This window comes from Novosphingobium rosa NBRC 15208 (assembly GCF_001598555.1).
Taxonomy (GTDB): Bacteria; Pseudomonadota; Alphaproteobacteria; order Sphingomonadales; family Sphingomonadaceae; genus Novosphingobium; species Novosphingobium rosa.
Genome location: NZ_BCZE01000010.1, coordinates 20217 through 46469 on the forward strand (window position 1 = coordinate 20217; position 26253 = coordinate 46469).

The following is a 26253-nucleotide window of genomic DNA, read 5'->3' on the forward strand; positions in this document are numbered from 1 at the left end:
AATGCTTGTGCCGGGCGCGGCGACATGGGATAAGATACGCATGATCCGGCGTCTGTTGGCCTATATCGATTCCGTGGTGGCGCGTGATCCGGCACCGCGCTCGCGCTGGGAAGTGCTGCTCTATCCCGGCTTCTGGGCGCTGGCGCTGCATCGCGTGGCGCATGGGTTGTTTACCCGCCAGTTCTATTTTCTGGCGCGCGCGGTGAACCATCTCGCCCGCTTTCTGACCGCCATCGACATCCATCCCGGGGCCACCATCGGGCGGCATCTGTTCATCGACCACGGCTTTACCGTGATCGGCGAGACCAGCCTGATCGGCAACAATGTCACCATTTATCAATGCGTCACGCTGGGTGGCACCAATCCGGCCAATGGGGTGGGCGGCAAGCGTCACCCCACGCTGGAAGACAATTGCATCATCGGTTCGGGCGCGCAGATCCTTGGCCCCATCACTGTGGGCAGCCGCGCGCGCGTGGGCGCCAATGCCGTGGTGACCGAGGATGTGCCCGAGGGCGCGACGATGGTCGGCGTGAAGGCCCGCTCCACCCTGGTGGCGGCGGAGACCTGGTCGCGCGATTTCATCCCCTATGGCACGCCCTGCCGCGAGCCTTGTGCCGATGCCGAACCTGCTGTCAGCCGCATCGAGGCGCTGGAGGATGAACTGGCGGCGCTCAAGGCGCAGCTTGCCGCGCTGGCCGTTGAGCGTTCGCCCGATGCCCCGCGCGACGGGACACGCGATGGGACACAGGGGTAAGTGGCTGAGCCTGGCACCTCGCCCGGCACGCCGGGTTCCACCGTCGTTGCCTTTCCGCGCCCGGCCCAGCAAGTCGGCTTCGACCGGCTGGAACTGACGCGCATTCTCGATCTTTATGGGCGGATGGTCGCGGCGGGGCTGTGGCGGGACTATGCGATGAATTTCGACAAGGAGGCCGCCAGCTTCAGCGCCTTTCAGCGCACCGCCGAGCGTCCGCAGGCCCGCATCGAGAAATGCCCGGCCTTGCGTAACCGACAGGGCATGTGGACGCTGTTCGGCGAAAGCGGGCAGGTGCTGAAACGCGGCCATGAGCTGGCCGGCGTGCTCAGCCCGATTGAACGCCGGCTGGTGAAAGCGGTGGAGAGCTGATCAGGCTGGCAGCGTGCTCAAGCCTTCCAGCGTGGGGATCAGCGCGTCGAAGTGATCGATCACCGCATTGGCGCCCAGCGTATCGACCGGCAGCTGGGAAAAGCCGAAGCTGACCGCCACCACCGGCAGACCCGCCGCTTTCGCCGCATTGGTGTCGAAATTTGTGTCGCCCACATAGACGGTGCGTGGGCCGCTCAGGCCGGAGCGTTCGATCATCAGCTGCAGCAGATCGGGGGCGGGCTTGGCGCGGCCCGGGCCCAGCGTGTCGCCGCCGATGATGGTGGTGAAGTGGTGCGTCAGGCCCAGTGCGCCCAGCAGCTTGCGGGCCAGATGCTCCAGCTTGTTGGTGACCAGCGCCAGCTTCACGCCCCGCGCCGCCAGCGCCTCCAGCATGGCTTCCATGCCCGGATAGGGCTTTGTGTGGCGCGCGATATGCGCCTCGTAATAATCGACCAGTTGCGGCAGCAGCGCCTCGAACTGCTCCTGCGGCACCGGGCCGCCGGTGGCCGTCAGCGCGCGCTCCAGCATCATGCGCGTGCCGCCGCCCACAAAGGTCAGCGCTTCCTCGCGCGTGGCGGAAGGGCGCCCGGCTTGCGTGAGCGCATGATTGAGCGCCTCGGCCAGATCGGGGGCGGTGTCGAGCAGGGTCCCGTCGAGGTCGAAGCCGACCAGATCGAAGGGAAAGTCGGGGCGCTGCAAGGCGTTGGGAGAATTTTCGGTCATTGCCCCAAAGGGTGCCCTCTCCGTATGGAAACCGCAAGCTTTTGCTGGCAAAGAGCCCTCTATGACTGATGTGACATCCGCTCTGGCGATCGTCGTTCTTGCCGCCGGCAAGGGCACCCGCATGAAAAGTGACACCCATAAGGTGCTGCATCCCATCGCGGGCAGGCCGATGCTGGACCATCTGCTGGCCAGCGCCGAAGCGCTCGATCCGCAGCGCCGCGTGGTGGTGGCTGGGCATGGGCGCGACCAGCTGGAAAAGGCGCTTCAAGGTCGGGCGGATATCGCGCTGCAGGAGCCGCAGCTGGGCACCGGCCATGCGGTGCAGATGGCGGAGCAGGCGCTTGCCGGTTTCGATGGCGATGTTTTGATTCTCTATGGCGATGTGCCTTTCGTCCGCACTGAAACCATGCGCGCGATGATCGAGCGTTTGAACGCTCCCGATGCCCCCGCCGTTGTCGTGCTGGGCTTCGAGCCGGAGGACACGCTGCAATATGGCCGCGTGATCGCGGACCATGGCCGCATCCTGAAAATGGTGGAACACAAGGATGCCACCGAGGCAGAACGCGCTTGTGGCCTGTGCAACTCCGGCCTGATGGCGGTGAAGGGGCGAGACCTTTTCGCGCTGCTGGCGCGGGTGGGCAATGACAATGCCCAGGGCGAATATTACCTCACCGATATCGTCAACATCGCCAACGCCGATGGGCGGATCTGCGCTGTGACCGTTACCGATGACGAGCATGAGGTGCAGGGCATCAACAGCCGGGGCGAACTCGCCCTGGCCGAGCGCCGCTGGCAGGACCGCCGCCGCACCCAGGCGATGGTCGATGGCGCCACGCTGGTCGCGCCCGAAACCGTGTGGTTCAGCTGGGACACGCAGCTGGGCCGCGATGTGGTGGTGGAGCCCAATGTGGTCTTCGGCCCCGGCGTGTCGGTGGCCGACCATGTGGTGATCCATGCCTTCTCGCATCTGGAGGGCGCGAAGGTGGCCAGCAAGGCCGACATCGGCCCCTATGCCCGCCTGCGCCCCGGCGCGGACATTCGCGAGAAGGCCAAGGTCGGCAATTTTGTCGAGATCAAGAACGCCATCATGGGCGTGGGGGCCAAGGCCAACCACCTCTCCTATGTGGGCGATGCCGAGGTGGGCGCCGCCGCCAATCTGGGCGCGGGCACCATCACCTGCAATTACAACGGCTATTTCAAGCACAAGACGATCATCGGTGACCGGGCCTTTATCGGCTCGAACTCGGCGCTGATCGCGCCGGTGACGATCGGGGCCGATGCCATTGTGGCGGCGGGCAGCGCCGTCAGCCGCGATGTGGCGCCCGGCGAGCTGCGCATGGTGCGCGCCGAGCAGATGGTGAAGCCGGGCTGGGCCGACCAGTTCCACGACATCATGCGCAAGAAAAAGGCCGAGAAGGACAGCAGCAAGGGATAGTGCCCTTAAGCTGGCGGAAAGCCTCACCTATATAACTGCAAGCCCCACGACAGGGCATACCAAACAGGGAATTGAGCGCGCATGTGTGGCATCATCGGCATCGTCGGCAAGGATGAAGTGGCGGACCGTCTGGTCGATGGCCTGCGCCGCATGGAATATCGCGGCTACGACTCGGCGGGCGTCTGCACCGTGCATGAGGGCGAGCTGGTGCGCCGCCGCGCGCCGGGCAAGCTGCTCAATTTGGTGAAGGAGCTGGCGGTCAATCCGGCGCCGGGCCATGTCGGCATCGCGCATACGCGCTGGGCCACCCATGGCGCGCCCACGGCGGCCAATGCCCATCCCCACGCCACCAGCGTGCTGGGGCTGGTCCACAATGGCATCATCGAGAACTTCAAGCCGCTGCGTGACGAACTGACGGCCAAGGGCCGCAGCTTTGAATCCGATACCGATACCGAGGTGGTGGCCCATCTCGTTTCCGATCTGGTGGAATCCGGCCTCTCGCCCGAGGAAGCCGTGGCGCAGGCGCTGCCCCGGCTGCGCGGCGCCTTCGCGCTGGCCATCGCCTTCCGCGAATATCCCGATATGCTGATCGGCGCGCGTCTGGGCTCGCCGCTGGTGGTGGGCTATGGCGAGGGTGAGACCTATTTGGGTTCCGATGCTCTGGCTTTGGCCCCGCTCACCCAGCGCATCTGCTATCTGGAAGAGGGCGACTGGGTGGTCATCACCCGCGAGGGTGCCCGCATCCACGACAAGGACAACAACCCTGTCGAGCGCCCCATCGTGGCCAGCGGCGCCAGCGCGGCGGCGGTGGAGAAGGGCAATTACCGCCACTTCATGCAGAAGGAAATCTACGAGCAGCCCACCGTGGTCGCTCAGACGCTGCGCAGCTACGTGCGTCAGGTGGACGAGAGCGTGGCCCTGCCGCAGATCGATTTCGATCTCTCCGCCATCCGCCGCGTCACCATCGTGGCCTGCGGCACCTCTTTCTACGCCGGTTTGGTGGCGAAATACTGGTTCGAGCAATTCGCGCGCCTGCCGGTCGACATCGATGTCGCCAGCGAATTTCGCTACCGCGATCCCGTGCTGGAGCCCGGTGGCCTCGCCATCTTCATCAGCCAGTCGGGCGAAACCGCCGACACGCTGGCCGCGCTGCGCCACTGCAAGGAGAACGGCCAGACCATCGCCGTGGTGGTGAACGTCCCCACCAGCTCCATGGCGCGCGAGGCCGATCTGCTGCTGCCCACCCATGCTGGCCCGGAAATCGGCGTGGCCTCCACCAAGGCCTTCACCTGCCAGCTGGCGGTGCTGGCCGCTCTGGCCGCGCATCTGGCGGTGAAGCGCGGGCGCATGAGCCGCGAGGAAGAGCGCCATGTCGTTCATCAGCTGATCGAGACGCCCGCTGCGCTCAACGCTGCTCTGGCCTATGACGATGCGATTGCCGCCATGGCGCATCTGATCGCTCCGGCGCGCGATGTGCTGTATCTCGGGCGCGGGCAGGACTTCCCGCTGGCGCTGGAAGGTGCGCTGAAACTCAAGGAAATCAGCTATATCCACGCCGAAGGTTATGCGGCGGGTGAGATGAAGCACGGCCCCATCGCGCTGATCGACGAAAATGTGCCGGTGATCGTGCTGGCCCCCTCGGGCCCGCTGTTCGAGAAGACCGTCAGCAACATGCAGGAGGTCCGCGCGCGCGGCGGCAAGATCGTGCTGATCTCCGACGCGGAAGGTCTGGCCGAGGCCGGTGAGGGCTGCATCGCCACCATCGAGATGCCGAAAATCCACCCGCTGATTGCGCCGCTGGTCTATGCCGTGCCGGTGCAGTTGCTGGCCTATCACGTGGCCTGCGTGAAGGGCACCGATGTCGATCAGCCGCGCAATCTCGCCAAGTCGGTGACGGTGGAGTAAGGCGCCGCTCCTTACTTATTCTTAGGGATTGCTCCTTAGGAATTTGGCTATGATCCGTCCTATCGAAGTCGCGCAGGAAAGAGCCACGGGCGGTCCCGCCGCCGCTGGTGGCGCTTTCGACGCCGCTTCGCTTTTGGCCCGGGCCAATGCTCTGGCCGGGATCGGATCCTGGAGTTGCGATCTCGCCGATACCGCGCTCAGCTGGACTCCGGCGGTTTTCGACATCTTCGGTTTCCCCCCGGATCATCAGCTCGATCGGCGCGAAGCCGTTGAATTCTATGCCGAGGAGTCGCGCGCCCTGATGGAGCGGCTGCGCGCCGAGGCGCTGGCCCATGCGCGCCCCTTCACCATGGAAGCGCAGATCATGCGCGCCGATGGCACGATGCGCTGGATGCGCCTCACCGCCGATGTGATCCGCGAGAATGGCCGCATCACACATCTCTATGGCCTCAAGCAGGACATCACCGAGGACAAGCAGCGCTGGGAGGCTCTGCGCCGTCTGGCCGAACATGACCCGATCACCGGATTGGCGAATCGCGCGGTGTATGAAACTCGGTTTCTCAATGCTCCCATGGTGCAGCCTGCCATCGCGCCGCTGGGCGGGCTGATCCTCTTCGATCTTGACCGGTTCAAGCAGGTCAACGATCATTTCGGCCATGCGGCGGGCGATGCCTGCCTGAAGGCCGCGGCGCGCCGTCTGGCCGCGGCTTTCCCCGATGCGCCGCTGGTGGCGCGGATCGGCGGCGATGAATTCGCCGTGCTGACCGATGCCAGCCTGGCGCCTTTCGCGCTGGAACGCCGCGTGGCGCATGTGCTGACCGATCTGGGCAGGCCGATCCTGTGGCGCGGGCATCGTCTGGCCGTCGGCGCCTCGGCGGGGCTGGCGCTGGCCGATGATCCCTATCGCTATGATGCCGAAGCCCTGTTCGCCATCGCCGATGAAGCGCTCTATGCCGCCAAGGCGGCGGGGCGCGGTGTGATGATGAGTGGAAGCGCGTCGCGTCCGGCGCTGCGTCAGGCCTCCTGTTCCTGAAAACAGAGCGTGGCTTAAAACAAGCCATGACGAAGGCGGACAAGCGATGAACCGCTTTCCACGCTTCTTTGCTTGCGCATCTTGACATGTATTATGCACAAGCTTGATGGAAAAACACGATAATCTGTCATCTTAAGAGGCCAGACTGGCCGCTTGCGATGTATGATGGATCCGGGAGGATGGTTTGACTGGCGGGTTATGGGATCGTTTTCGACAGACTCTCGGGCTGGGCGGGCGTGACGAGGATGATGCGCAAGGCCTGCCGGTCAAGAAGCTGTTCGCCTTCTTCCAGTCTCTTGCCGAGCAGGATCGCATGCTGCCCGCGCAGATCGCGCATTATGTGACGCGTGGCGACAATCCCTCGCTGCTGCTCCAGGTGCAGACGCCCGCCGTGCGGCAGGCCTGGCAAGGCAAGCACCACCAGTATACCATCAAGGACGAGCATGGGCTTCTCGCCGATCTCTCGCCGTGGGAAGCCGGGGCGCTGCGACGGCTGGGGGAAGTCCTTGCCGCCTTGCAGCCGATCCCGTCGCCATGGAGCTTTTTCGGCACGAAAAACGGGCCTGACTGGCTGCGCCTGACCGTCACCCTCTGGATGCTTGACCGGGAGCGCAAGGATCAGCCCCTGACCCTGCTGCTGGCACTGGTCTCGGATCAGCCTGACGGCACGGCGCAGGCGCTGGACATTCTCTTCAACCGCGATCCCGGTCGAGGGGGCGACAACAGCCTCCATCGCTTCTCCGGCGTGACCGATTGGCTGGCGCAGGCGCATGACAGCATCGTGGCCGCGCTGCCCGGCGTGTCGGCGGACAGTCGCTCTGCACTGCTGGTGGCGATCGGACGCCTGGGCCTGCATCAGCCCTATCTCGCGCTGCTGATCGACAGCGCCAGCGGCACGTCGAAAAAGCTGCGGGTCACGGCGCGGCAGGCGCTGACCGGCGCGGATCGCGATCAGCTGACGGCCGGACTGAACCAGGCTTTCGCCGCCGCCGCACCGAGCCGCCGGGCGGAACTGGTCGACGTCGCCGTCACGGTGCTGGGGGAGGCGGCCCCGCCGCTGCTGGCCAGCTGGCGCCAGCAGGATGCCTCACCCAAACTCGCCGCCGCGCTGGATCGCCTTGACGCCAGCCTTGCGGCCGGTGTTGCTCAGGGGGGGGAACCGGATGGCGCGCAGGGCTATCTTGCCGTCGATGGCAGCCGGATCGAGGTGGGGCCGCGCGCGCCTCTGCCGGTCGCCACGCCGGTGCCCGAGGCTTTGCTCAAGCGCCTCGAACCGGCGCTGGCCGAGTTCAACCGCATGCTCGACCAGAGCAAGGCGGAGCCCGATGCCGTCAAGAAATGGCATTGGAGCCGCCATGAAACCCGCAGGGACGCCCGCGATCTCAAGGCGCTGGCCGCGCTGGCGGAGGGCGACGAGCCGGTGACGGAGGCGTCGCGCAAAAGCCTGAACTGGATGCATCAGATCCAGCACGCCAGCCCGGCGGTCGGCCAGTTCCTCAACGATCCGGAGCTGACGCTGTACCATCTCACCCGCATGGCCGTGGTGATGTCCGGCGGCCGTTACGTGCAGCTCTTCAACGAGTGGAGCGGCCCCTTCTGCGCCGCGCTGCGGCAGCGGCTGGAGCAGGGCGCGGATATCCGGGTGGTGCTGGGGCTGTGGCAGCAGGCGGGCGGGACGGTCATCCTGTCCGACCATCTGGCCAGCCGCTGGTCCTTGTCGCTGAAAGAGCAGGACTCCGGTCTGCTCGCCACGCTCTGCGAGAGTTTCGGCGCGCTGGACGAGGCGCTGGGGCTGGTGCCGCAAAGCGGCGCCCGGCAGACGGACATGGGGACGGTCTTTGCCTTGCTGGGGCTGTTTCCCGTTCTGCCCGAACGCTATCGCAACCGCCTGATGCTGCTGGCGGGGGACAGCTCCAAACATCTGCGTGAACCGGCGCGGGCCCTGCTGCGCCAGACGCCGGGGCTGGGCCGGGCCATCGCCCTGCAATTGCAGGACGGCAAGCAGGATGTGCGCGCTCTGGCGGCGGAATGGCTGGCCGCGCGCGGGGAGGCCGGGCAGGTGCCCGCCCTGCGCGCGGCTCTGGCCAAAGAACGCAGCGATCTGGGCCGCGCGGCGATGATCACCGCGCTGGAACGGCTGGGCGAGGATGTGTCCGACTGTTTCGATCCCGAAGCCATGCTGAAAGAGGCGAGGGCGGGTCTGGCCAGGCCGCGCCCCAAGGGGCTGGAATGGTTCCCCTTCGATCAGCTGCCCGCCCTGTCATGGGCGGATGGCACGGCGCTCGACCCGCTGCTGCCGACATGGTGGGTCGTACTGGCGACGAAGCTGAAGCAGCCGGGCGGCAACGCGCTGATGAGCCTGTGGCTGGACCGTCTCGCCCCGGGCGATGCGCAAAAGCTGGGCTGGATGATCCTGACCGGCTGGATCGAGAAGGACACGCGCACGCCCAGCGACGATGAAGCCAACGCCTATGCCGCGGCCCATGTCGACGCCACGCTTGCGAACAACATCACCTACGCCAAGCGCTATCCGCAAAGCGCCGATTACTGGCCGACCGACCGCGATGTCGTCTTTCAGCAGCTCCGGCGCGCCAAGGCGGGCACCTATCTCGACACTGCGGCGGAGAGCAAGGGCATGCTGGCGCTGGCCTCGCGCGTGAATGGCGCGGATGCGGCGCAAAGGGTCAGGGCTTTCCTCAAGGACCATGGCGGGCGCACCTCCCAGGCCAAGGCGCTGCTGGAGGTGCTGGCGACCAATGGCTCCAGCGCGGCCTTGCAGGCGGTGCTGGCGGCGGCCAACCGCTCCAAGCAGCGCAGCGTTCAGGCCCATGCCGCCCAGCTGATCGAGCAGATCGCCGAGCGCAACGGCTGGAGCGCGGCCCAGCTGGCCGACCGCACCATCCCCACCGGCGGTTTCGAGGCCGATGGCACGCAGGATGTCGATTGCGGCGAGGGGCGGGCCTATCGCCTGCAGCTCGATGCGCAGGACAATGTGGTGATCCTCAACGGCGAGGGGCGCGAGGTGAAGGCGCTGCCCGGCGTGCGGGTGGAGGATGAAAAGCCGCTGATCGATGCCGCGAAAAAGCAGCTGACCACCGCGCGCAAGGAGGTGAAGCAGGTGCTGGCCGCTCAGGGCGAGCGCTTGCAGGAATCCATGTATCTCGAGCGCATATGGGATCTGGCCGAGTGGGAGAGTTTCGTCGCGGGCCATCCGATCGTGGGCCGGATCGCGGCGCGGCTGGTCTGGCAGGGGCTGGATGGCGCGGGCGCGCCTGTCGCCACTTTCCGTCCGCTGGGCGATGGCAGCTACAGCGACGCCGGGGATGACGAGGTGGAGATCGGCGCCTTCGCGCAGATCAGGCTGGCGCACAGCTCGCTGCTGGGGGCCGGGGAGATTGCCGGCTGGCGCACCCATCTGGCCGATTACGCCGTGGCCGCGCCTTTCGACCAGCTGGGCCGCGATCTGCCGGTGCTGACGCAGGGGCAGGGCCGCCAGCGCAGCATCGCCGACCGCGAGGGCTGGATGATCGAGACCTTCAAGCTGCGCGGCGCCGCCACGAAACTGGGCTATCAGCGGGGGCAGGCGCAGGACGGCGGCTGGTTCCTCACCTATGAGAAGACCTATCGCGATGCCGGTCTGGTCGCCGAGATCGAGTTTTCCGGCAGCCCGCTCCCCGAGGAAAACCGGGCTTCGGCCTTGCAGGGGCTCAGCTTCCGCAAGCTGCGGATGAATGGCGGGGGCGGCGGTCTGGTGGTGCTCGACGATGTGCCCCCGGTGCTGCTGGCCGAAAGCTGGCGTGATCTGCATGACATTGCCGAAAAGGGGACCGGCTTCGACCCCGAATGGAACAAGAAAGTCTATTGATGGCCAGTCTTTCGCTGGAGAGCCAGCCCCGCTCGATCCGCCCCCCTGCCGAACAGCGCTATGCGCGGGAACTGGCGGTGCTGGCCGCGCAGGACAGTTTCCCGCGCCCTGCCGGATGGCACCTGTCGCCGCGCGCGGTGCGCAGCTTTCTGCTGGGCGATCCAAAGCTGGGCGTCTCGCGCAAGTTCTATGGCGACGATCCGCTGGTCGACCGTGCCATTGTCAGCCTGATGAGCCAGCAGGGGCTGATGCTGGTGGGGGAGCCGGGCACGGCCAAATCGCTGCTCTCCGAACTGCTGGCCGCCGCGATCAGCGGCACCTCGGCGCTGGTGGTGCAGGGATCGGCGGGCACCACCGAGGATCATATCCGCTATGGCTGGAACTATGCGCTGCTGCTGGCCGAGGGGCCCAGCGAAAAGGCGCTGGTGCCCTCGCCGGTGCTGAGCGCCATGCGCAGCGGGCGGATCGTGCGCTTCGAGGAAATCACCCGCTGCCCGCCCGAGGTGCAGGATGCGCTGATCTCCATCCTCTCGGAAAAGGCGCTGGCCTTGCCTGAACTGGGCAGCGATGCGGTGGCGGGGGCGACCCCGGGCTTCAATGTGATCGCCACGGCCAATCTGCGCGACCGGGGCGTCCACGAGATGTCGAGCGCGCTCAAGCGCCGCTTCAATTTCGAGACCGTCCATCCCATCGCCGAGCCCGATTTCGAGCGCGAACTGGTGCTGAAGCAGCTGGCCGAAAGGCTGGAGCCCACCGGCCTCACTGTCTCCGGCGAAGCCGATGTGGCCGACATTCTGGTCCGCACCTTTCAGGATCTGCGCACCGGGCGCACGGCGGAAGGCGCCAGCCTCAACCGCCCCGATGCGGTGATGTCCACCGCCGAGGCGGTCAATGTGCTGCATGCCGCCGCGCTGGAGGCCGCCTATTTCAACGATGGCAAGCTGTCCGCCGCCCATGTCGCGCGGCAGTTGCAGGGCGTGGTGCTGAAGGACTCGCCAGAGGACGGCAAGCGGCTGCGGGCCTATGTCGATCATATCGTGAAGGAGCGCGCCGGGCGGTCCGGGGCGTGGAAGGAGTTCTATCAGGCGGCGCGGGCGTTGAAGCTGGGCTGATACGGTGGAGCCTGTCTCGCTTCATGACGGTGCGCGCGATCTGTGGGTGGTGCCGATCCGGCATCACAGCCCGGCCTGCGCGGCGCATCTGGAACGGCTGATCGCGGCGGTTCAGCCTGTCGCCATTCTGGTGGAGGGCCCCTGCGATTTCGACCCGCTGATCGATCTGGTCTGCGATCCCCGAACGCGTGCTCCCGTGGCCATCGTTTCGATGTGCGAGGCGCCTGCCGGGCAGCCTGTGCGCCGGGTGGCGAGCTATTTCCCCTTCTGCGCGCATAGTCCCGAACTGATCGCGCTTCAGGCCGCCAAGGCGCGGGGCATTCCGGCGCATTTCATCGATCTGCCCTCCACCGCCCGCGCCATGCGCGATGAGGAGGGCGCGCCTCGCTCGCTGCTCAGCGATGAGCAGCCTTTCGATGTCGGCGATTACGTCACGGCTCTGGCCCGCGAACTGGGCTGCCGCGATGGCAATGAGGTGTGGGATCATCTGTTCGAAAGCCGCCTCGCCACGCCCGACTGGCAAAGCTTTTTCACCGATGTCGCGCAATATTGCGCCTGCATCCGCGCCGCCAGCGATCCTGCCCGCATGGAGACCGATGGCACGCTGGAGCGCGAGGCGCAGATGCGCGCGATCCTCACCAAAATCCGCACCGCCACGCAGGGGCCGATCATCGCCGTGGTGGGCGGCTTTCATGCCGAAACGCTTTTCGCCCCCGCCGAAACGCAGCCCCTTGCCGCGAAGAAGGACGCCGGGCGCTCCTGGCTGATCCGCTATGGCATGCGGCAGCTCGATGCGCTGAGTGGCTATGGCGCCGGCCTGCCGCTGCCCGGTTTTTACGACCGTTTGTGGCAGGCAGGAAACGGGCAGGATCTGGCGCTTGATCTGATCACCGGCTTTGCCGCCCATCTGCGCGCCAGCGAGGCCGAAGCGCCCTCCTTCCCGGTGATCGCCAACGCCGTGGAGCAGGCCGAGCGCCTCGCCGCGCTGCGCGGGCGGCCCTTTCCCCTGCGCGACGACATCATCGACGCCATCCGCTCCAGCTTCATCAAGGGCGAGATCCCGGTCGAGCGCGTGCCCCTGCTCACCACCCTGCATGACTGGCTGACGGGCCATGCCATCGGTGATGTGCCCGCCTCCGCCGGATCGCCGCCGCTGGTGGAGGCGGTGCGCCAACAAGCCGCCGCGCTGGGCTTCGCGGTAAAAGATGGCGAGCGCCGCAGCCGCCAGCTCGATATCTATCGCAAGCCGCGCCACCGCGCCGCCAGCCGGTTCTGCCACGCCATGGCGCTGATCGAGGCGCGCTTCTGCCAGCGCACCGCCGGGCCGGATTTCCGCCATGGCGCCATGCTGGACCGCCTGCATGAGGTCTGGTCGGTCAGCTGGTCGCCGCTGGTCGAGGCGCGGCTGATCGAACTCTCCGAAGCCGCCGATACGCTGCCCGAGGCGCTGGCCTTCGTGCTGGCGGGCAAGCTTGCCGAACTGTCGGAGCAAGGCAAGGGCCGCAGCGCTCTGGCCGCCATCGACCTTTTCGCCGCCGCCTGCCGCGCCGGTCTGGAAGAAGAGGGCGAGGCGGTGCTGGCCGTGATCGAGGCCGGCATCATCGAGGATGCCGAACTGGGCTCCGTGGTGGCCGCGCTCACCGATCTGGTGCTGCTGCGGCGCGGGCGCGAGACTCTGGGCATCACGCAGACCGGCCCCATCGACCATCTGATCGCCACGGCTTGGCGGCGGGTGCTGATCCTGCTGCCCGATCTGGCCGATTGCGGCGCCGAGCAGCTGCGCGGCGCGGTGGGCGCTCTGGCCGATCTGCGCGGGCTGGTCGAACTGGCGCAAAGGTCCGATGCGCCCATGGACAGGGCGCTGTTCGATGAAGCTCTGGCGCAGCTGCGCCTGCGCGATCTGCCGCCCATGCTGGAAGGCGCCGTCACGGCTTTCGCCCTGATCGACGGGCAGGCGCAGGCCAGCGATCTGGAAACGCGCCTCAAGGGCGAACTGGCCAGCGGCTATGTCGATCCCGCCGAAAGGCTGGCCTTTCTGGGCGGCATCATCGCCATCGCCCGCGAATTGCTGTGGAGCGTGCCCGCCATCATCGACACGCTCGACACCATGCTGGCCGATCTGGATGAGGACGCGTTTATGGCCCTCTTGCCGCATCTGCGCCTTGCCCTGATGCCGCTCGACCCGCGCGAGGTGGACCGGTTGGCCGAGGATGTGGCGACCCGCATCGGCGTGCGCGCCGATCAGGTGGCGGTGCATCTGGATATTGGCGAGGCGGAACTCGCCGCCAATCTCGCCCTCGACAAGGTCTTGGCGCAGGTGCTGGCGCGGGACGGTCTGGCATGAGCGAGGATCCCCGCCTGCGCCGCTGGCGCCTCGCTCTGGGCCGCTATGCCGAACGTGCGCTGCCCGGCAGCGGGATGGATCGCCGCGATCAGCGCACCGACCGGGCGCTCGATTACCTTTATGCGCGCGAGATGGAAAAGCGCGGCCTGCGCCGGGGCAAGGGGCAGGCCGGGTCGCTCGATCCCAGCCAGTTGACGCCGCTGGGCTGGCTGGGCGAGTTGCGCGATCTCTTCCCGCAATCGGTCTATGAGACGGTGCAGGCACACGCCATCGACAATCTGGGCATGGCCGAGCTGCTCTCCGATCCGGCTGTCCTCGATGCGCTGGAGCCGAACAAGGATCTGCTGAAAGCGCTGATCGCCTTCAAGGGCGGCGCGGACCCGGCCATGCGCGAGAAAATCCGCGAGGTGACGCGCAAGGTGGTGGAAGAGATCGTGCGCCGCCTGCGTCCCAGGGTGGAGGCGGCCCTGTCCGGCAAGCCCAATCGCTTTCGCCGCAGCCAGCTCAAAAGCATGCAGAATTTCGACTGGCGCGCCACCATCCGCGACAATCTGAAACATTACGATGCCGAGCGCGGCGTGATCATCGCCGACCGCCTCCGCTTCCATGGCCGCAGTCGCCGCCGCCTGCCATGGACGATCATTCTCTGCGTCGATCAGTCGGGGTCGATGCTGGCCTCCACCATCTATGCGGCGGTGATGGCCTCGATCCTTGCGGCCCTGCCTGCCGTGGAGATCAAGCTGGTGCTGTTCGATACCTCCATCGTTGACCTGTCCAGCGAGGCGCATGATCCGGTCGAGGTGCTGATGTCGGTGCAGCTGGGCGGCGGCACCGATATCGCCAAGGCTCTGGAATATTGCGAAACTCTGGTGACGCAACCCAGTCGCACCATCTGCGTGCTGATCAGCGATTTCGAGGAGGGCGGATCGGTGGCGCGCATGCTGGCGGCCACGCGCCGCATGGCCTCGGCGCGGGTGACGCTGATGGGGCTGGGCGCGCTCAGCGACGATGCGGCTCCCGTCTATGACCGCGCCATGGCCGAAAGGCTGGCGGGCTGCGGCATGCAGATCGCCGCGCTGACGCCGGACCGCTTCGCCGAATGGGTGGGGAGCGTGATCGCATGATCGGCACCAAGCTGCGCGACAGTCTGGCCGGTTTCGACGATGCCGCTCTGGCCACGCTTGCCAATGCCGGGCTGGTGCGCCGCGCCCGCAAGGATGTGGAGGGCGGCAAGGTGCGCCTGCTCTCCGCCCAGGGCGACAGCGCCCTGATCGAGGCCGATGGCCAGCAGGTGGCGCTGGATCTTCGCGGCCCGCGTGCCGCGCCCTGTGATTGCAAGGCGGTGACGGTCTGCCGGCACCGCATCGCCGCCGTGATTTTTGTGCGGGAAGCTGAAGACGGTCCGGCGGAGGAAACCCCCGCGGGCGATCCGGCGGAGGTGATCGCCGCGCTCGATCTGGCGGCGCTGCAACGCTGGGCGGGCAAGGCGGGCTGGCGGGCGGCGCTCGATCTGCTGGCGGAAGCGGGACAGGTGGAGGCCACGCCCAACGCCGTCTCGGTCCATGTCGCCGAGGGTGAGGCGCCGGTGCGCATCCTGCGCGGGCAAGGCTTCGATGGCATTATGTCCAAAGCCTCGGGCGCGCGGGTCAAGCCTATGCATGCCGCTGCCGTGCTGGCCGCACGGCGGCATTTCGGCATGGCATTGCCTGCCATGGAGGACGTGGCGGTCAGCGATGCCGAAGCACTTTCGATCGATCCGGCGTTTCTGGCCCGCGTGGCGACCAGCCTGACCGAGGTGGCCGCATCGGGCTTCAATCTGGCCCCTCTGCCGCTGGAGGAGAGCCTGTTCGAGCTGTCGGTTTCCTCGCGGGCCGACAGCCTGCCGCGCCTCTCCGCCATGCTGCGGGCCATTGCGGCGCAACTGCGGCTGAGACGGCAACGCAACCTCGGCTTCGATCCTGACCGTATGCTGGAACTGGCGGCCACCGCCTTTGCCCTGTGTCGCGCGCTGGGGCAGGCCGATGAGGCGCGTCTGCTGCAACTGGCTGGCAAGCTGCGCCGCGATTTCACGCCGGCATCGCCCTTCCATCTCGTCGGCTGCGGCGGTGAGCAATGGCGCGGCGAGAGCGGCGCGCGCGGCGTGACGGCATGGTTCGTGGAGCCCGGGACCGGGCGCTGGCTCTCCACCACGCTGGCGCGCGGGGCGGGGCAGGATCCGGCCTTCACCCCCGGCAAGGCGTGGCGCGAACAGCCCTTGTGGCACGCCGAGGCCCTGGCGACCCTGGCCCATGCCCGCATCGATCTGGAAGGCGCGCGCCTGTCCGAGGACGGGCGGCTCTCGGCTCCGGCGGAGGCGCGGGCGACCATCACCGCGCGCGGCGTGCGGCCCGATCCGGACTGGCCCGGCGTGGTCAGCGATTGGGACGCGTTGCGCGATGTCTGGCTCACCCAGACCGGGCTGGGGCTGGACCGCGAGGGCAGCGCGGCGGCCTGTCTGATTGATCCCGCGGGGCAGGCCTCGCCCTATTTCGACGATCTGGCGCAGCAGCTGGTCTGGCCTCTGCGTGACCGCAACGGCCAATGGCTGGGCCTCACGCTGGACCATGAGGAGGCCTCCCGCGCCATCGAGGCTCTGGAGACCCAGTTGCGTGATGGCTGGAAGGGCATGGTGCTGGTGCGCCTGGCCCGCGTCGGCGACCGGCTGGAGGTGCGGCCCGTCACCCTGTTCGGGGCGGGCGATCCGGTCGATCTGTCGCTGTGGCAGCGGCCATGGCGGGCGGATGACAAGCGCCCGAGCCGGATACAGGACTGGCTTGCCCGGTTGAAGATGAAGCGCGAGCGGCAGTTTGCGCCTTTTCCCCGGAGCGGCACGCAAGTGGTGCTGGCAACCGCATGGCGGCATCTGCTGGACCGGGCGGAGGTGGGCCCGATGGTGGCGCGATCACTCGATAGCACGCTTGAGGCGCTGGCGCGGCGGCTGGAGAGCTATGGCCTGCCCGGCCTTGCCGTTCCCATGCAGCAAGCCGTCGAGCCGGAAAGCCTGCTGCGTGCCGCCTACGGCCTGCTTATCGCTCGGCAGCAGCGCTGCGCATTGCCTTTGCTGCGATAGCGCGAGGGGCTGGAAGCTGTTAGAGGCCCACTCCCCATCAACGCAGGAATTTTTGACGATGACGTTTCAGCCCGGTGCCAGCTTCAAGGATAATCTGTCGGCCCTGCCGTCCATCGACGGGGTGGCGCGCATCGATCTGGTGAGCAGCGACGGCGCCGTGGTCGACAGCATCGCCAATCAGCCGGGCAAGCAGGGTTCGCTGGCGGTCTATCAGTATCTCAAGCAGGCCTTCGGCGCGCTGGACGCCAAGGCTGCCGAGCAGGGCCTGCTGGTTTTTGCCGAACATACGCTGGACGCCCGCAACCGCCCCGGCGCCCATCCCAACATCGACCGCCTGCTGGCGATTGTCGAGGGCGCAGCGCCGCTGGAGATCGAGGTGATTGCGGCCTGATCGGTCTATTCCTCGGTGTAGCGGACCAGCATCCGGGTCTGGCCCCACAGCACGGTGGCCAGATCATCGATCATGGCTGAGTCCGCCCCGGCGTAGAGGCTGGCCAGATCCTCGGCCAGCCTGCGTGCCGTGGGGGCGGGCAAGGGTGTGGCGCGGCGGAAGCCCAGCAAGCGCGCGCCGATGCCGAAGAGCAGCAACCCATAGCTCTCCGCCAGATGGCGTGCGAGGGCATGGTTCTGCATCGGATTGAGATCGCAGGAAAAATAGCCATTGGGAAAGGCCGCGATGGCGTCCGGGGCACAGGCCACCGGGGGGTAGAGGAAGAGGATCGGCTCGTGCGGCTTGATGCCAAGGGCCGAGGCCGGATCGCGATTGATGCTGACCGGATCATGGCCTTCAGCGCTGTCTCCGCAGGGCAGCAGTCCTTGCAGCGATGCGAAGGAGACCTTGGCCGCCATCCGCTGAAGCTTGGCGAGGCGGATTGGAAATTCCGATGGCGTGCCGAGATAACCCCGGTGCTGGCCGTTCTCATAGGCGTCCGGGGACAGCCCGGTCAGATCATGGCCGTCGGTATCGTCCAGTCCGTGATAATCGGCGCCATGGCCCGAGGTGTAACAGGCCTGCTCCAGATCATCGAGCGTGGCGATCACATGACAATCGGGGCGCTCCGCCTGAAGCGTGGCATGCAGAGCGAGCAGGCTTTCGAGAGAGGTGATGCCGCGCGCGGTCGCCCCGTCGCAGAGCAACGTGTTGAAGGTCTGCGGCATGGCCTGGGTGAAGGGCGTCAACGTCGGAGCGGGGGCGGTGTGAGGCATGCGTCCATGGGGCGCAGGCTGCGCGCCTTTGTCAATCAGGCCGAAGCGGAAAAGGCGCGAATCGGGCAGGTTGGTTAACGTTTTGCTTCCTCTTGCCCTTTGCGCGAATCTCCCGGTTTTTCTGGGTTTTTGGCCCTTTGTGCGATCTGCGCCCATCCGAAAATCTTACCAAAAGCCTCGCGGCATTTACGGTGTGCCAAGGATTGGCCCCCTATACCGCGCCGATGAATGGTAAAGCGACAATCGCGGGCAGCGGCGAGTTGGGAATTTTGTCGGTGCTGGGGCTGGCCGGGCGCGGCGATGATACGTCGGCGCATGTGCTGGGGGCTCAGCAGGCCCAACTGACCAAGGTGGCCCGCATCCGGCTGCTGACCCAGGCCCCCGGCGCCTTCGTGGTGCTGGCGCTTTACGCTCAGCAGCTGGGCTGGGCGCCGATGCTTGGCTGGCTGGTGGCGCTGGCCGCCTCGCTGGGGTTGGTGACCTATGCCGAGCGCCGGTCGAGTTTCGCCATGCAGGGCACGGCGATCATCGCCAATGCGCTGGTCTGGGCCGCTGTGCTGTGGTTTTTCGTGCCGCAGGGCACGCAGGGCAGCCATTTCGAAATCTGGACGGTGCTGGCCACGCTGATGACGGTGTCCGCGCTGGTGCTGCCCACCGCGCCGCTGGCCACGCTGCTGTTTTCGGCCATCGTGGGCGGGGCGGCGATCGGTTCCTTCGTGCAGGGCGGCTATGACGCGATGGCTGGCGTGGCCGCGCTGTTCGTCAGCTGCATCGCGCTGGGCACGATGGAGTCGGCCCGCAGCTTCCTTGCCGCGCGCATCACCGCCGCGAGCATTGCCGAGCGCGACGAGGTCGTCAGCCTGCTGTTGCGCGAATCCGAGGATGAGGCCGACTGGCTGTGGCAGAGCGACGCCCGCCACCGGGTGCGTGATGCCGGGCGGCGCTTTGCCGATGCGCTGGGGCTCTCCGCCGGCGAGATCGAAGGGCAGGGGTTGCTCCATCTCATCAGCGGCTCGGGCGATCTTGAGGCGTCCGATTCGGGGCTGATCGAGCTGGCGGGCAGGCTGGGCAACCGCGAGGGCTTCGCCGGTCTGGTGCTGCCGGTGCTGGTGATGGGCCGCCGCCGCTGGTGGGAGATGTCTGGCGCGCCGCGCTTCGATGGCGCGGGCACTTTTGAGGGCTTTCACGGCGTGATCTCGGATGTCACCGAAAAGCGGGAAAGCGCCGAGCGCATCGCCCGCCTCGCGCGGTATGACACGCTGACCGGCCTGCCCAACCGCATGATGCTGACCGAGACACTGGCCACGGCGCTGGCGGCAGGCGGCGGGGCGCTGATGATGCTCGACCTCGACCGGTTCAAGGCGGTGAACGATACGCTGGGCCATCCCGTGGGCGATGCGCTGCTGGCGCAGGTGGGCCAGCGGCTCACCGCGCTGATGGCGCCGGGCGAGATGGTGGGCCGTCTGGGCGGCGACGAATTCGCTGTCGTGCTGCCCGCCGCCACCGATGACATCCGGCTGGGAGAGATCGCGCGCGGCATTTTGCGCGATCTGTCGCGCAGCTTTATGGTCAGCGGGCATACGCTGTCGATTGGCGTGAGCGTGGGCTCGGCGGTGGGGCCGCGCGATGGCGCCAGTGTCGAGGATCTGATGCGTCATGCCGATATGGCGCTCTATCGCTCCAAGGAGACCGGGCGCGGGCGGCATGTCGCCTATGGCGCCGATCTGCGCGCCGATGCGCAGGAGCGCCTTGAGCAGGAGGAGGCCCTGCGCCGCGCCATCGAAAATGAGGACTTCGTGCTGCAATATCAGCCGGTCGTCGATCTGGTCAGCGAGCGGGTGGTGGGCTTCGAGGCGCTGCTGCGCTGGCAGCATCCCGAGCGCGGCCTCGTCGGCCCCGACACCTTCGTGCCGCTGGCCGAGGCCTGCGGGCTGATCGTGCCCATCGGCCAATGGGTGCTGGCTGCCGCCGTGCGCGAGGCGGCGCGCTGGACGGGGCCGGTGCGCGTGGCGGTCAATGTCGCGCCGCTGCAGCTGATGGCTCAGGATTTCGTCGAGGGGCTGGTGCAGGTGCTGGCGACATCGGGCCTGCCGCCGCAGCGGCTGGAGATCGAGGTGACCGAAAGCATCTTCGAAGGCGATGCCGAAAGGGCCCGCGCCGTGCTGGAGCGCGTGCTGGCGCTGGGCTGCTGCGTGTGCCTCGACGATTTCGGCTCTGGCCATGCCTCGCTGGATTATCTGCGCAAGCTGCATTTCTCGGCGATCAAGATCGACCGGGGCTTTGTGAAAGGCGCGCTGGCGGGCCATCAGGAAAGCCTCGCCACGGTGCGCGCCATCGTGGCGATGACCCATGGGCTGGAGATGGCCAGCATCGCGGAAGGCGTGGAAACCGCCGAGGAACTGGCGCTGATGCGGGATCTGGGCTGTACGCGGGTGCAGGGCTATTACTTTGGCCGCCCGATGGACAGCAGCGCGATTGATCGGCTGTTTGCAAGGCAGAAGCAGGCTTAAGGGATTTAAGCAGGGGGCCATCGCCCCCTGCACCCCCGTTACGTCTCCCGACACGGATGGAGCGCTAGGCCGGATCGAAGCGCAAACGTCCCACCGCTGGAGGCTTTCATGCCTGCGGCGCTGCGACGTTGCTCTAAGGCCGAACCCGTGGCACGAGGTAGACATTAAAGGGAGCGCGAGGGCGATGGCCCTCGCATCTTCTCTTCAACCCCTTGAAAGAAAAGGCGGCGAAGCCGAAGCCACGCCGCCCTTCAATCCGGTAAAACCGAGAAACCTCAGGCCTCAGGCCGAAACCAAAGTCCGCACCACGCTCTCGAACAGCGCGCGGCCATCGATGCCGCCCTGCGCCTTTTCGATATGGCGCTCGGGGTGGGGCATCATGCCCAGCACATTGCCCTTTTCGTTCAGCACGCCCGCGATGTTGCGCGCCGAGCCGTTGACCTCTTCGGCGTAGCGGAAGGCCACGCGGCCTTCGCCCTCGATGCGGTCCAGCGTGGCGTCGTCGGCGAAGAAGTTGCCGTCGTGATGGGCCACGGGGATGGTGATGCGCTGGTCCTTGAAGTAGCGGCTGGTGAACAGCGAGTCGTTGTTCTCGACGTTCAGCGCCACCTCGCGGCAGACGAAGCGGATGCCGGCGTTGCGCATCAGCGCGCCGGGCAGCAGGCCGGCCTCGGTCAGCACCTGGAAGCCGTTGCACACGCCAAGGACGGCCACGCCCTTGTTGGCGGCGGCGACAACGGCCTGCATCACGGGGCTGCGGGCGGCCATGGCGCCGCTGCGCAGATAGTCGCCATAGGAAAAGCCGCCGGGCAGGGCGATGAAATCAAGGCCTTCGGGCAGGGCGGCATCGCCGTGCCACACGCGATGGACCTCGCCGCCGCAGACGTTCTCGATCGCCACCGCCATGTCGCGGTCGCAGTTCGAGCCGGGGAAGGTGATGACGGCAGCGCGGAAGGTCATGCGGCGACCCTTTCGACGCGGTAGTTCTCGATCACCTGATTGGCGAGCAGCTTCTGGGCCATCTCGTCCAGAGCTGCGTCGGTGACGCTGTCATCGACTTCCAGCTCGATCAGACGACCGGCGCGCACGTCCGAAACGCCCGAGAAGCCGAGGCCCTCGATGGCGTGATGGATGGCGCGGCCCTGCGGATCGAGCACGCCGTTCTTGAGGCTGACGAAAACGCGCACTTTCATGGGGGCTGGGCCTTTCTGCTGGGCGGAAGTAGGAATCGCGGCCCCTATGGCCCCGAAAAGCGCAAAAGCCAAGGGGCAGGGTAGGCCACCTGCCCCTTTTCAGCCGATCAGCCGCCGTTGCGAGGTGCGGCGGCGCCGTCCAGACGGTCTCCGCCAAGGGCCCGGTAGAGCGAAACGCGGTTCGATCCATCGGCCAGCACCGTGGCGATCAACGTCTTTTCCGAGGTGTAGAGCGTCTGCTGGGCGGTCAGCACATCGAGGTAGGTGTCGATCCCGCCTTGGTAGCGCTGGGTGGAGAGACGGAAGTTGTCTGCTGCCGCATCGCGCGCGGCCGTGCTGGCCTCAAGCTGGTCGGCGATGGTGCCCCGCCGGGCCAGCACATTGGCGACGTCGGAGAAGGCCGATTGCACCGCCTTGCGATAGGCGGCGAGCGAGGCTTGCTGCTGCGCTTCGGCCTGGCGGGCGGTGGCCTTGGCGGCGCCGGCCTTGAAGATGGGATAGCTCAGCGTCGCGCCGCCGGCCCAGGCGAAGGTGCCGCCGGTGAACATGCTGGCCAGCGCTGAACTGGCGGTGCCCAGCAGGCCGGTCAGCGTGATCCTGGGGAAGAGCGCGGCGCGCGCGGCGGCGGCATTGCCCTTGGCGGCTTCCAGCGCGTCCTCAGCCTGCATCACATCGGGGCGGCGCAGCAGGATGTTCGAGGAAAGACCCGTGGGGATCGTCGCCAGATGGAGGTTGGCGTCGGTGAGGCTGGTCGGCAGGTTGGCTGGGTCGATGTTGTCGCCCACCAGCAGCCGCAGGGCGTTGAGATCGGCGGCCTGAAAGTTGGTCTGGCTGGCGATGTCGGCCTCGGCCTGACGCAGGGTGATTTCGGCCTTGCGCAGGTCGCCCAGCGGCGCCACGCCGCCATCGACGCGCTTTTTCGTCAGCTTCACGCTGTTGCTGGCGGCGGTCTGCGTGTCGCGCGCCAGCTTGAGCAGGCTGGTGTCGGCGGCATAGGCCAGCCAGCCTGTCGCGATGCTGGAGACCACCGAAAGCCGCGCGCTGCGCGCCGCCGCCTGTGTGCCGAGATAAGAGGCGCGGGCCGCCGCCGTCAGATCGCGCAGCCGCCCGAAAAGGTCGAGTTCGTAGGAGGAGACCACGCCCTGAGCGTTGAAGGCGTCGCCCTTGGCGCTGCTGGAAATCCCCAGAGCGCGGTCGCCACCCGAATGGGTCCAGCCCGCGCTGGCGTCCAGTTCGGGGAACAGCGCGGAGCGGGCGATGCGGAACTGCGCCTGCGCCGCCTGCACATTGGCCACGGCCTGAGCAATATCCTGATTGTGCACCAGCCCCTGCTCGATCAGGATGACGAGGCGCGGATCGGCCAGCACATCGCGATAGGCATAGGTGGGCGTCTGGTCCACGCCGGGCGCGGCATAGGCCGGGCCGGTGGGGAACTGCGCCGGGATCGGCAGGGGGCCATCCGATTTGGGCGCGGCCTGCGCGGCGCCGGCAGCCAGCACGCTTGCCAGAGCCAGAAGGACGGGCAGGCGGCTCATGCCTGCGCCTCCTGCGCGTTGCCGCCCTTCTTGCGGGTCCACTTGTCCCACTGCTCCTTGAGCGTCAGGCGGATCAGCACGAAGAACAGCGGGATGAAGAACACCGCCAGCACCGTCGCCGTCAGCATGCCGCCGATCACGGCGGTGCCGATGGCGATGCGCGCATTGGCGCCCGCGCCATGGGCCAGCGCCAGCGGCAGCACGCCGAAGATGAAGGCGCAGCTGGTCATCAGGATCGGGCGCAGGCGGATACGCGCCGAATTGAGCGCCGCCTCCAGAATGCCCTTGCCCTTGTGGACTTCGGCTTCGGCGAATTCGATCATGAGGATCGCGTTTTTCGCCGCCAGACCCATGGTGGTGGTGAGGCCGATCTGCAGATAGACGTCATTTTCCAGCCCGCGCAGCGTCACCATGGCGATGGCGCCCACCAGACCCAGCGGGATCACCAGCAGTACGGCCACCGGCACGCTCCAGCTTTCATAAAGCGCGGCAAGGCACAGGAAGACCACGATCAGCGACACGCCATAGAGGATCGGCGCCTGCCCGCCCGCCAGCCGTTCCTGATAGGATGTGCCCGACCATGCCACGCCGACACCGGGATATTTGTCGGCGATTTCCTGGAAGGTGTTCATCGCATCGCCCGAGGAATAGCCGGCTGCGGGCTGGCCCGAGAACTCATAGTTCGAAATGGCGTTGAAGCGCAGCAGCGAGGTCGGCGCCTTGCCCCAGCTGGCCGAGGCGAAGGTGGAGAAGGGCACCATCTGCCCGTCAGCGCCGCGCACATGCCAGTTGGCCAGATCCTCGGGGCGCGAGCGGAAGGGCCCGTCGCCCATCACATAGACGCGCTTCACGCGCCCGCGATCGACGAAATCATTGACATAGCTGCCGCCCCAGGCGGTGGTCAGCGTGTTGTTCACATTGGCCGCCGTGATGCCCAGCGCCTGCAGCTTCTGCGTATCGGTGTCGATCTTGAGCGTGGGCTGATCGGGCAGGCTGGTCAGGCGGACATTGGCGAGGCGCTTGTCGGCGCGGCAATCGGCCAGCACCTGATCCCGCACCTTGGCGAAATCCTCGCGTGAGAGGCCGCCGGTGTTCTGCAGCTCGGCCTGAAAGCCGGTGGCCTGCCCCAGCCCGCGCACGATGGGGGGCTGCAGTGCATAGAATTCGATATCGCGAAAGCCGGTCAGGGCCCTGGTGGCGCGGTTGGTGATGGCCTCGGCGGTGTTCTGGTCGCCGGGGCGGTCGTCCCAATCGGTCATCGAGATAAAGCCGCGGCCCGCGTTCTGGCCGTTGCCGCCGCTGCCGCCGCCCGCCACGGTGAGCACGGTGTCGACGTTCTTGGGCTCATGTTCGAGGAAGTATTTCTCGATCGCGAGTTGCGCCTGCTGGGTGCGTTCGATGGTCGCGCCGGAGGGCAGCTGGAGGCTGAGCTGGCCAAAACCCTGATCCTCATTGGGCAGGAAGCCGGTGGGCAGGCGGGTGAACAGGAAGGCCAGCAGCACCAGCATCGCCACATAGGAGATCAAGGGCAAACGCTTCTTCTTGGCCACGCGTTCCGCGCGCGGATAATACCAGTTCACCAGCTTGCCGAAGTACTTCTCGAACTTCTCGCGCATCCAGTGGCTGGCGCGGCCGACCAGACTGGTTTCATCCTCATCCTCGGGCCGCTTGAGCAGCGTGGCGGTCAGCGCGGGCGAGAGGATCAGCGCCACCATCACCGACAGCGCCATGGCCGCCACGATGGTGAGCGAGAACTGGCGATAGATCACGCCGGTCGAGCCGCCGAAAAAGGCCATCGGCAGGAACACGGCGGAAAGCACCAGCGCGATGGCGACCAGCGCGACCGAGATTTCCTTCATCGATTCGATGGTGGCGTCACGCGGGCTCATGCCGGGGTTTTCGTGCATCAGCCGCTCGACATTTTCCACCACCACGATGGCGTCGTCGACCAGCAGGCCGATGGCCAGCACCATGCCGAAGAGCGTCAACGTGTTGATCGAATAGCCGAAGGCGGCAAACACCCCGAAGGTGCCCAGCAGCACCACCGGCACGGCGATGGCCGGGATCAGCGTGGCGCGCCAGCTCTGCAGGAAGATGAACATCACGATCACGACCAGCACGATGGCCTCGACCAGCGTTTCCACCACGTCATGCACCGATTTGGTGATGAAGCGGGTGGAATCGTTCGCGAAGGCATAGGCATAGCCGGGCGGCAGCTTCTGCCGCTCGAACTCGGCCTTGACCAGTTCGGCGGTGGCCAGCGCGTCCGCGCCCGGCGAGAGCGAAACCGCCAGCGCCGCGCCGGGATGGCCGTTGACGCGGCTGACCACGCCATAGCTTTCCGCGCCAAGCTCGATGCGGGCCACGTCTTTCAGCAGCACATTGGCGCCATTGGCCTGCGTCTTCACCACGATCTGGGCGAACTGGTCCGGCGTCTGCAGGCGTGATTGCGCCGTCACCGTGGCGTCCAGCATCTGGCCCGCCGGGCTGGGCACCGCGCCGATCTCGCCCGCCGCCACTTCGGCGTTCTGGGCGGTGATGGCGCTGGTGATGTCGCTGGGCATCAGCTGATAGCTGGCCAGCTTGTTGGGATCGAGCCAGATGCGCATCGCATATTGCGAGCCATAGACCTGCGTCTGGCCCACGCCCTGAATGCGCCCGATGGTCTCCTGCATATGGCTGACCATGAAGTCGGAGACGTCGATGTTGGTCGACTTGTCATAGGTGTCGTAGAAGGCGGCGATCATCAGGAAGTCCGGGTTGGACTTCGTCACGCGCACGCCCTGCTGCTGCACCTGCGCGGGCAGGCGGGTGAGCGCCTGCTGCACCTTGTTCTGCACCTGCACCTGCGCGATGTCGGGGTTGGTGCCCTTCACGAAGGTGGCATTGATCTGCACCGTGCCCGCGGAGCTGGAGGTCGAGCTGAAATAGAGCAGCCCGTCGATGCCGGTCAGCTGCTGCTCGATCACCTGCGTCACGCTGCTTTCCAGCGTGGCCGCAGAGGCGCCCGGATAGGTGGCGTTGACGTTGACCTGAGGCGGGGCGATGTCCGGAAATTGCTGGACGGGCAGGCTCAGCAGCGCGCCCACGCCGATCATCATGGTGATGATGGCGATCACCCAGGCGAAAATCGGCCGATCGATGAAAATACGCGACATGG

The 26253-nt window shown here is 66.9% G+C and carries 18 protein-coding genes; 12 read left to right on the forward strand and 6 right to left on the reverse strand.

All coding sequences use genetic code 11. The annotated features are described in order from the left end of the window. Window positions 1–40 precede the first annotated feature (40 nt). Entirely contained in the window at window positions 41–754 is a 714-nt protein-coding gene (gene epsC, locus SR3_RS04600; protein WP_068081422.1) for a serine O-acetyltransferase EpsC, read from the forward strand. Beyond that, on the forward strand, window positions 755–1123 hold the full coding sequence (locus tag SR3_RS04605) for a DUF2794 domain-containing protein (RefSeq protein ID WP_068081425.1): 369 nt from the start codon (window positions 755–757) through the stop codon (window positions 1121–1123). On the opposite strand, the gene gph is transcribed toward SR3_RS04605, so the two are convergent. Then, window positions 1124–1846 (reverse strand): phosphoglycolate phosphatase, encoded by a 723-nt coding sequence (gene gph / locus SR3_RS04610; RefSeq protein ID WP_068081428.1) that lies wholly within the window; start codon window positions 1844–1846, stop codon window positions 1124–1126. It abuts the gene before it with no gap. A gap of 61 nt (window positions 1847–1907) precedes the next feature. On the opposite strand from gph, the gene glmU reads away from it, so the two are divergent. The 9 genes from glmU (at window position 1908) to SR3_RS04655 (ending at window position 17040) form a co-directional block, all read left to right on the forward strand. After that, window positions 1908–3281 carry a bifunctional UDP-N-acetylglucosamine diphosphorylase/glucosamine-1-phosphate N-acetyltransferase GlmU gene (gene glmU, locus SR3_RS04615; RefSeq protein ID WP_068081431.1) on the forward strand — a complete coding sequence of 458 codons (1374 nt, stop codon included), beginning with the start codon at window positions 1908–1910 and terminating at the stop codon, window positions 3279–3281. 81 nt (window positions 3282–3362) lie between these two features. Further along, window positions 3363–5186, forward strand: coding sequence for a glutamine--fructose-6-phosphate transaminase (isomerizing) (glmS, locus tag SR3_RS04620; RefSeq protein WP_068081434.1), 1824 nt, complete (start codon window positions 3363–3365; stop codon window positions 5184–5186). 49 nt (window positions 5187–5235) lie between these two features. Further along, a complete protein-coding gene (locus tag SR3_RS04625) occupies window positions 5236–6219 on the forward strand; it encodes a GGDEF domain-containing protein (RefSeq protein ID WP_084454923.1) in 984 nt (327 codons plus the stop codon). Window positions 6220–6403: 184 nt separating this feature from the next. Beyond that, window positions 6404–10084 carry a DUF4132 domain-containing protein gene (locus SR3_RS04630; RefSeq protein ID WP_068081437.1) on the forward strand — a complete coding sequence of 1227 codons (3681 nt, stop codon included), beginning with the start codon at window positions 6404–6406 and terminating at the stop codon, window positions 10082–10084. Continuing rightward, a complete protein-coding gene (locus SR3_RS04635; protein ID WP_068081440.1) occupies window positions 10084–11196 on the forward strand; it encodes an ATP-binding protein in 1113 nt (370 codons plus the stop codon). The genes SR3_RS04630 and SR3_RS04635 overlap by 1 nt, the downstream gene beginning before the upstream one ends. A 4-nt stretch (window positions 11197–11200) precedes the next feature. Beyond that, window positions 11201–13540, forward strand: coding sequence for a DUF5682 family protein (locus tag SR3_RS04640; RefSeq protein WP_068081444.1), 2340 nt, complete (start codon window positions 11201–11203; stop codon window positions 13538–13540). After that, window positions 13537–14664, forward strand: a complete 1128-nt coding sequence (locus tag SR3_RS04645; protein ID WP_068081446.1) for a VWA domain-containing protein — start codon at window positions 13537–13539, stop codon at window positions 14662–14664. The genes SR3_RS04640 and SR3_RS04645 overlap by 4 nt, the downstream gene beginning before the upstream one ends. Continuing rightward, window positions 14661–16649, forward strand: coding sequence for a hypothetical protein (locus SR3_RS04650; protein WP_157098630.1), 1989 nt, complete (start codon window positions 14661–14663; stop codon window positions 16647–16649). The genes SR3_RS04645 and SR3_RS04650 overlap by 4 nt, the downstream gene beginning before the upstream one ends. 58 nt (window positions 16650–16707) lie before the next feature. Continuing rightward, window positions 16708–17040, forward strand: a complete 333-nt coding sequence (locus tag SR3_RS04655; RefSeq protein WP_068081452.1) for a DUF2322 family protein — start codon at window positions 16708–16710, stop codon at window positions 17038–17040. Window positions 17041–17045: 5 nt separating this feature from the next. Here SR3_RS04655 and SR3_RS04660 read toward each other — a convergent pair whose 3' ends face one another. Then, entirely contained in the window at window positions 17046–17855 is an 810-nt protein-coding gene (locus SR3_RS04660) for a hypothetical protein (protein ID WP_068081455.1), read from the reverse strand. A gap of 224 nt (window positions 17856–18079) precedes the next feature. On the opposite strand from SR3_RS04660, the gene SR3_RS04665 reads away from it, so the two are divergent. Continuing rightward, window positions 18080–20365 (forward strand): putative bifunctional diguanylate cyclase/phosphodiesterase, encoded by a 2286-nt coding sequence (locus SR3_RS04665; protein ID WP_068081459.1) that lies wholly within the window; start codon window positions 18080–18082, stop codon window positions 20363–20365. A gap of 282 nt (window positions 20366–20647) precedes the next feature. On the opposite strand, the gene purQ is transcribed toward SR3_RS04665, so the two are convergent. The 4 genes from purQ to SR3_RS04685 form a co-directional block, all read right to left on the reverse strand. After that, entirely contained in the window at window positions 20648–21325 is a 678-nt protein-coding gene (purQ, locus tag SR3_RS04670; RefSeq protein ID WP_068081462.1) for a phosphoribosylformylglycinamidine synthase subunit PurQ, read from the reverse strand. Next, window positions 21322–21558, reverse strand: a complete 237-nt coding sequence (gene purS / locus SR3_RS04675) for a phosphoribosylformylglycinamidine synthase subunit PurS (protein WP_068081464.1) — start codon at window positions 21556–21558, stop codon at window positions 21322–21324. The genes purQ and purS overlap by 4 nt, the downstream gene beginning before the upstream one ends. Window positions 21559–21665: 107 nt before the next feature. Beyond that, window positions 21666–23093, reverse strand: a complete 1428-nt coding sequence (locus SR3_RS30410; RefSeq protein WP_084454927.1) for an efflux transporter outer membrane subunit — start codon at window positions 23091–23093, stop codon at window positions 21666–21668. Next, the gene (locus SR3_RS04685) at window positions 23090–26251 is read right to left on the reverse strand and encodes an efflux RND transporter permease subunit (protein WP_084454929.1); all 3162 of its coding nucleotides are present in this window, start codon (window positions 26249–26251) and stop codon (window positions 23090–23092) included. The genes SR3_RS30410 and SR3_RS04685 overlap by 4 nt, the downstream gene beginning before the upstream one ends. Between the last annotated feature and the right edge of the window lie 2 nt (window positions 26252–26253).

Coding starts and splice junctions, on each gene's coding strand:
- SR3_RS04685 (WP_084454929.1), bottom strand. CDS start 26,251: ATGTCGCGTATTTTCATCGATCGGCCGATTTTCGCCTGGGTGATCGCC.
- epsC (WP_068081422.1), top strand. CDS start 41: ATGATCCGGCGTCTGTTGGCCTATATCGATTCCGTGGTGGCGCGTGAT.
- gph (WP_068081428.1), bottom strand. CDS start 1,846: ATGACCGAAAATTCTCCCAACGCCTTGCAGCGCCCCGACTTTCCCTTC.
- purS (WP_068081464.1), bottom strand. CDS start 21,558: ATGAAAGTGCGCGTTTTCGTCAGCCTCAAGAACGGCGTGCTCGATCCG.
- SR3_RS30410 (WP_084454927.1), bottom strand. CDS start 23,093: ATGAGCCGCCTGCCCGTCCTTCTGGCTCTGGCAAGCGTGCTGGCTGCC.
- SR3_RS04625 (WP_084454923.1), top strand. CDS start 5,236: ATGATCCGTCCTATCGAAGTCGCGCAGGAAAGAGCCACGGGCGGTCCC.
- glmS (WP_068081434.1), top strand. CDS start 3,363: ATGTGTGGCATCATCGGCATCGTCGGCAAGGATGAAGTGGCGGACCGT.
- SR3_RS04650 (WP_157098630.1), top strand. CDS start 14,661: ATGATCGGCACCAAGCTGCGCGACAGTCTGGCCGGTTTCGACGATGCC.
- SR3_RS04660 (WP_068081455.1), bottom strand. CDS start 17,855: ATGCCTCACACCGCCCCCGCTCCGACGTTGACGCCCTTCACCCAGGCC.
- purQ (WP_068081462.1), bottom strand. CDS start 21,325: ATGACCTTCCGCGCTGCCGTCATCACCTTCCCCGGCTCGAACTGCGAC.
- SR3_RS04645 (WP_068081446.1), top strand. CDS start 13,537: ATGAGCGAGGATCCCCGCCTGCGCCGCTGGCGCCTCGCTCTGGGCCGC.
- glmU (WP_068081431.1), top strand. CDS start 1,908: ATGACTGATGTGACATCCGCTCTGGCGATCGTCGTTCTTGCCGCCGGC.
- SR3_RS04665 (WP_068081459.1), top strand. CDS start 18,080: ATGAATGGTAAAGCGACAATCGCGGGCAGCGGCGAGTTGGGAATTTTG.
- SR3_RS04635 (WP_068081440.1), top strand. CDS start 10,084: ATGGCCAGTCTTTCGCTGGAGAGCCAGCCCCGCTCGATCCGCCCCCCT.
- SR3_RS04655 (WP_068081452.1), top strand. CDS start 16,708: ATGACGTTTCAGCCCGGTGCCAGCTTCAAGGATAATCTGTCGGCCCTG.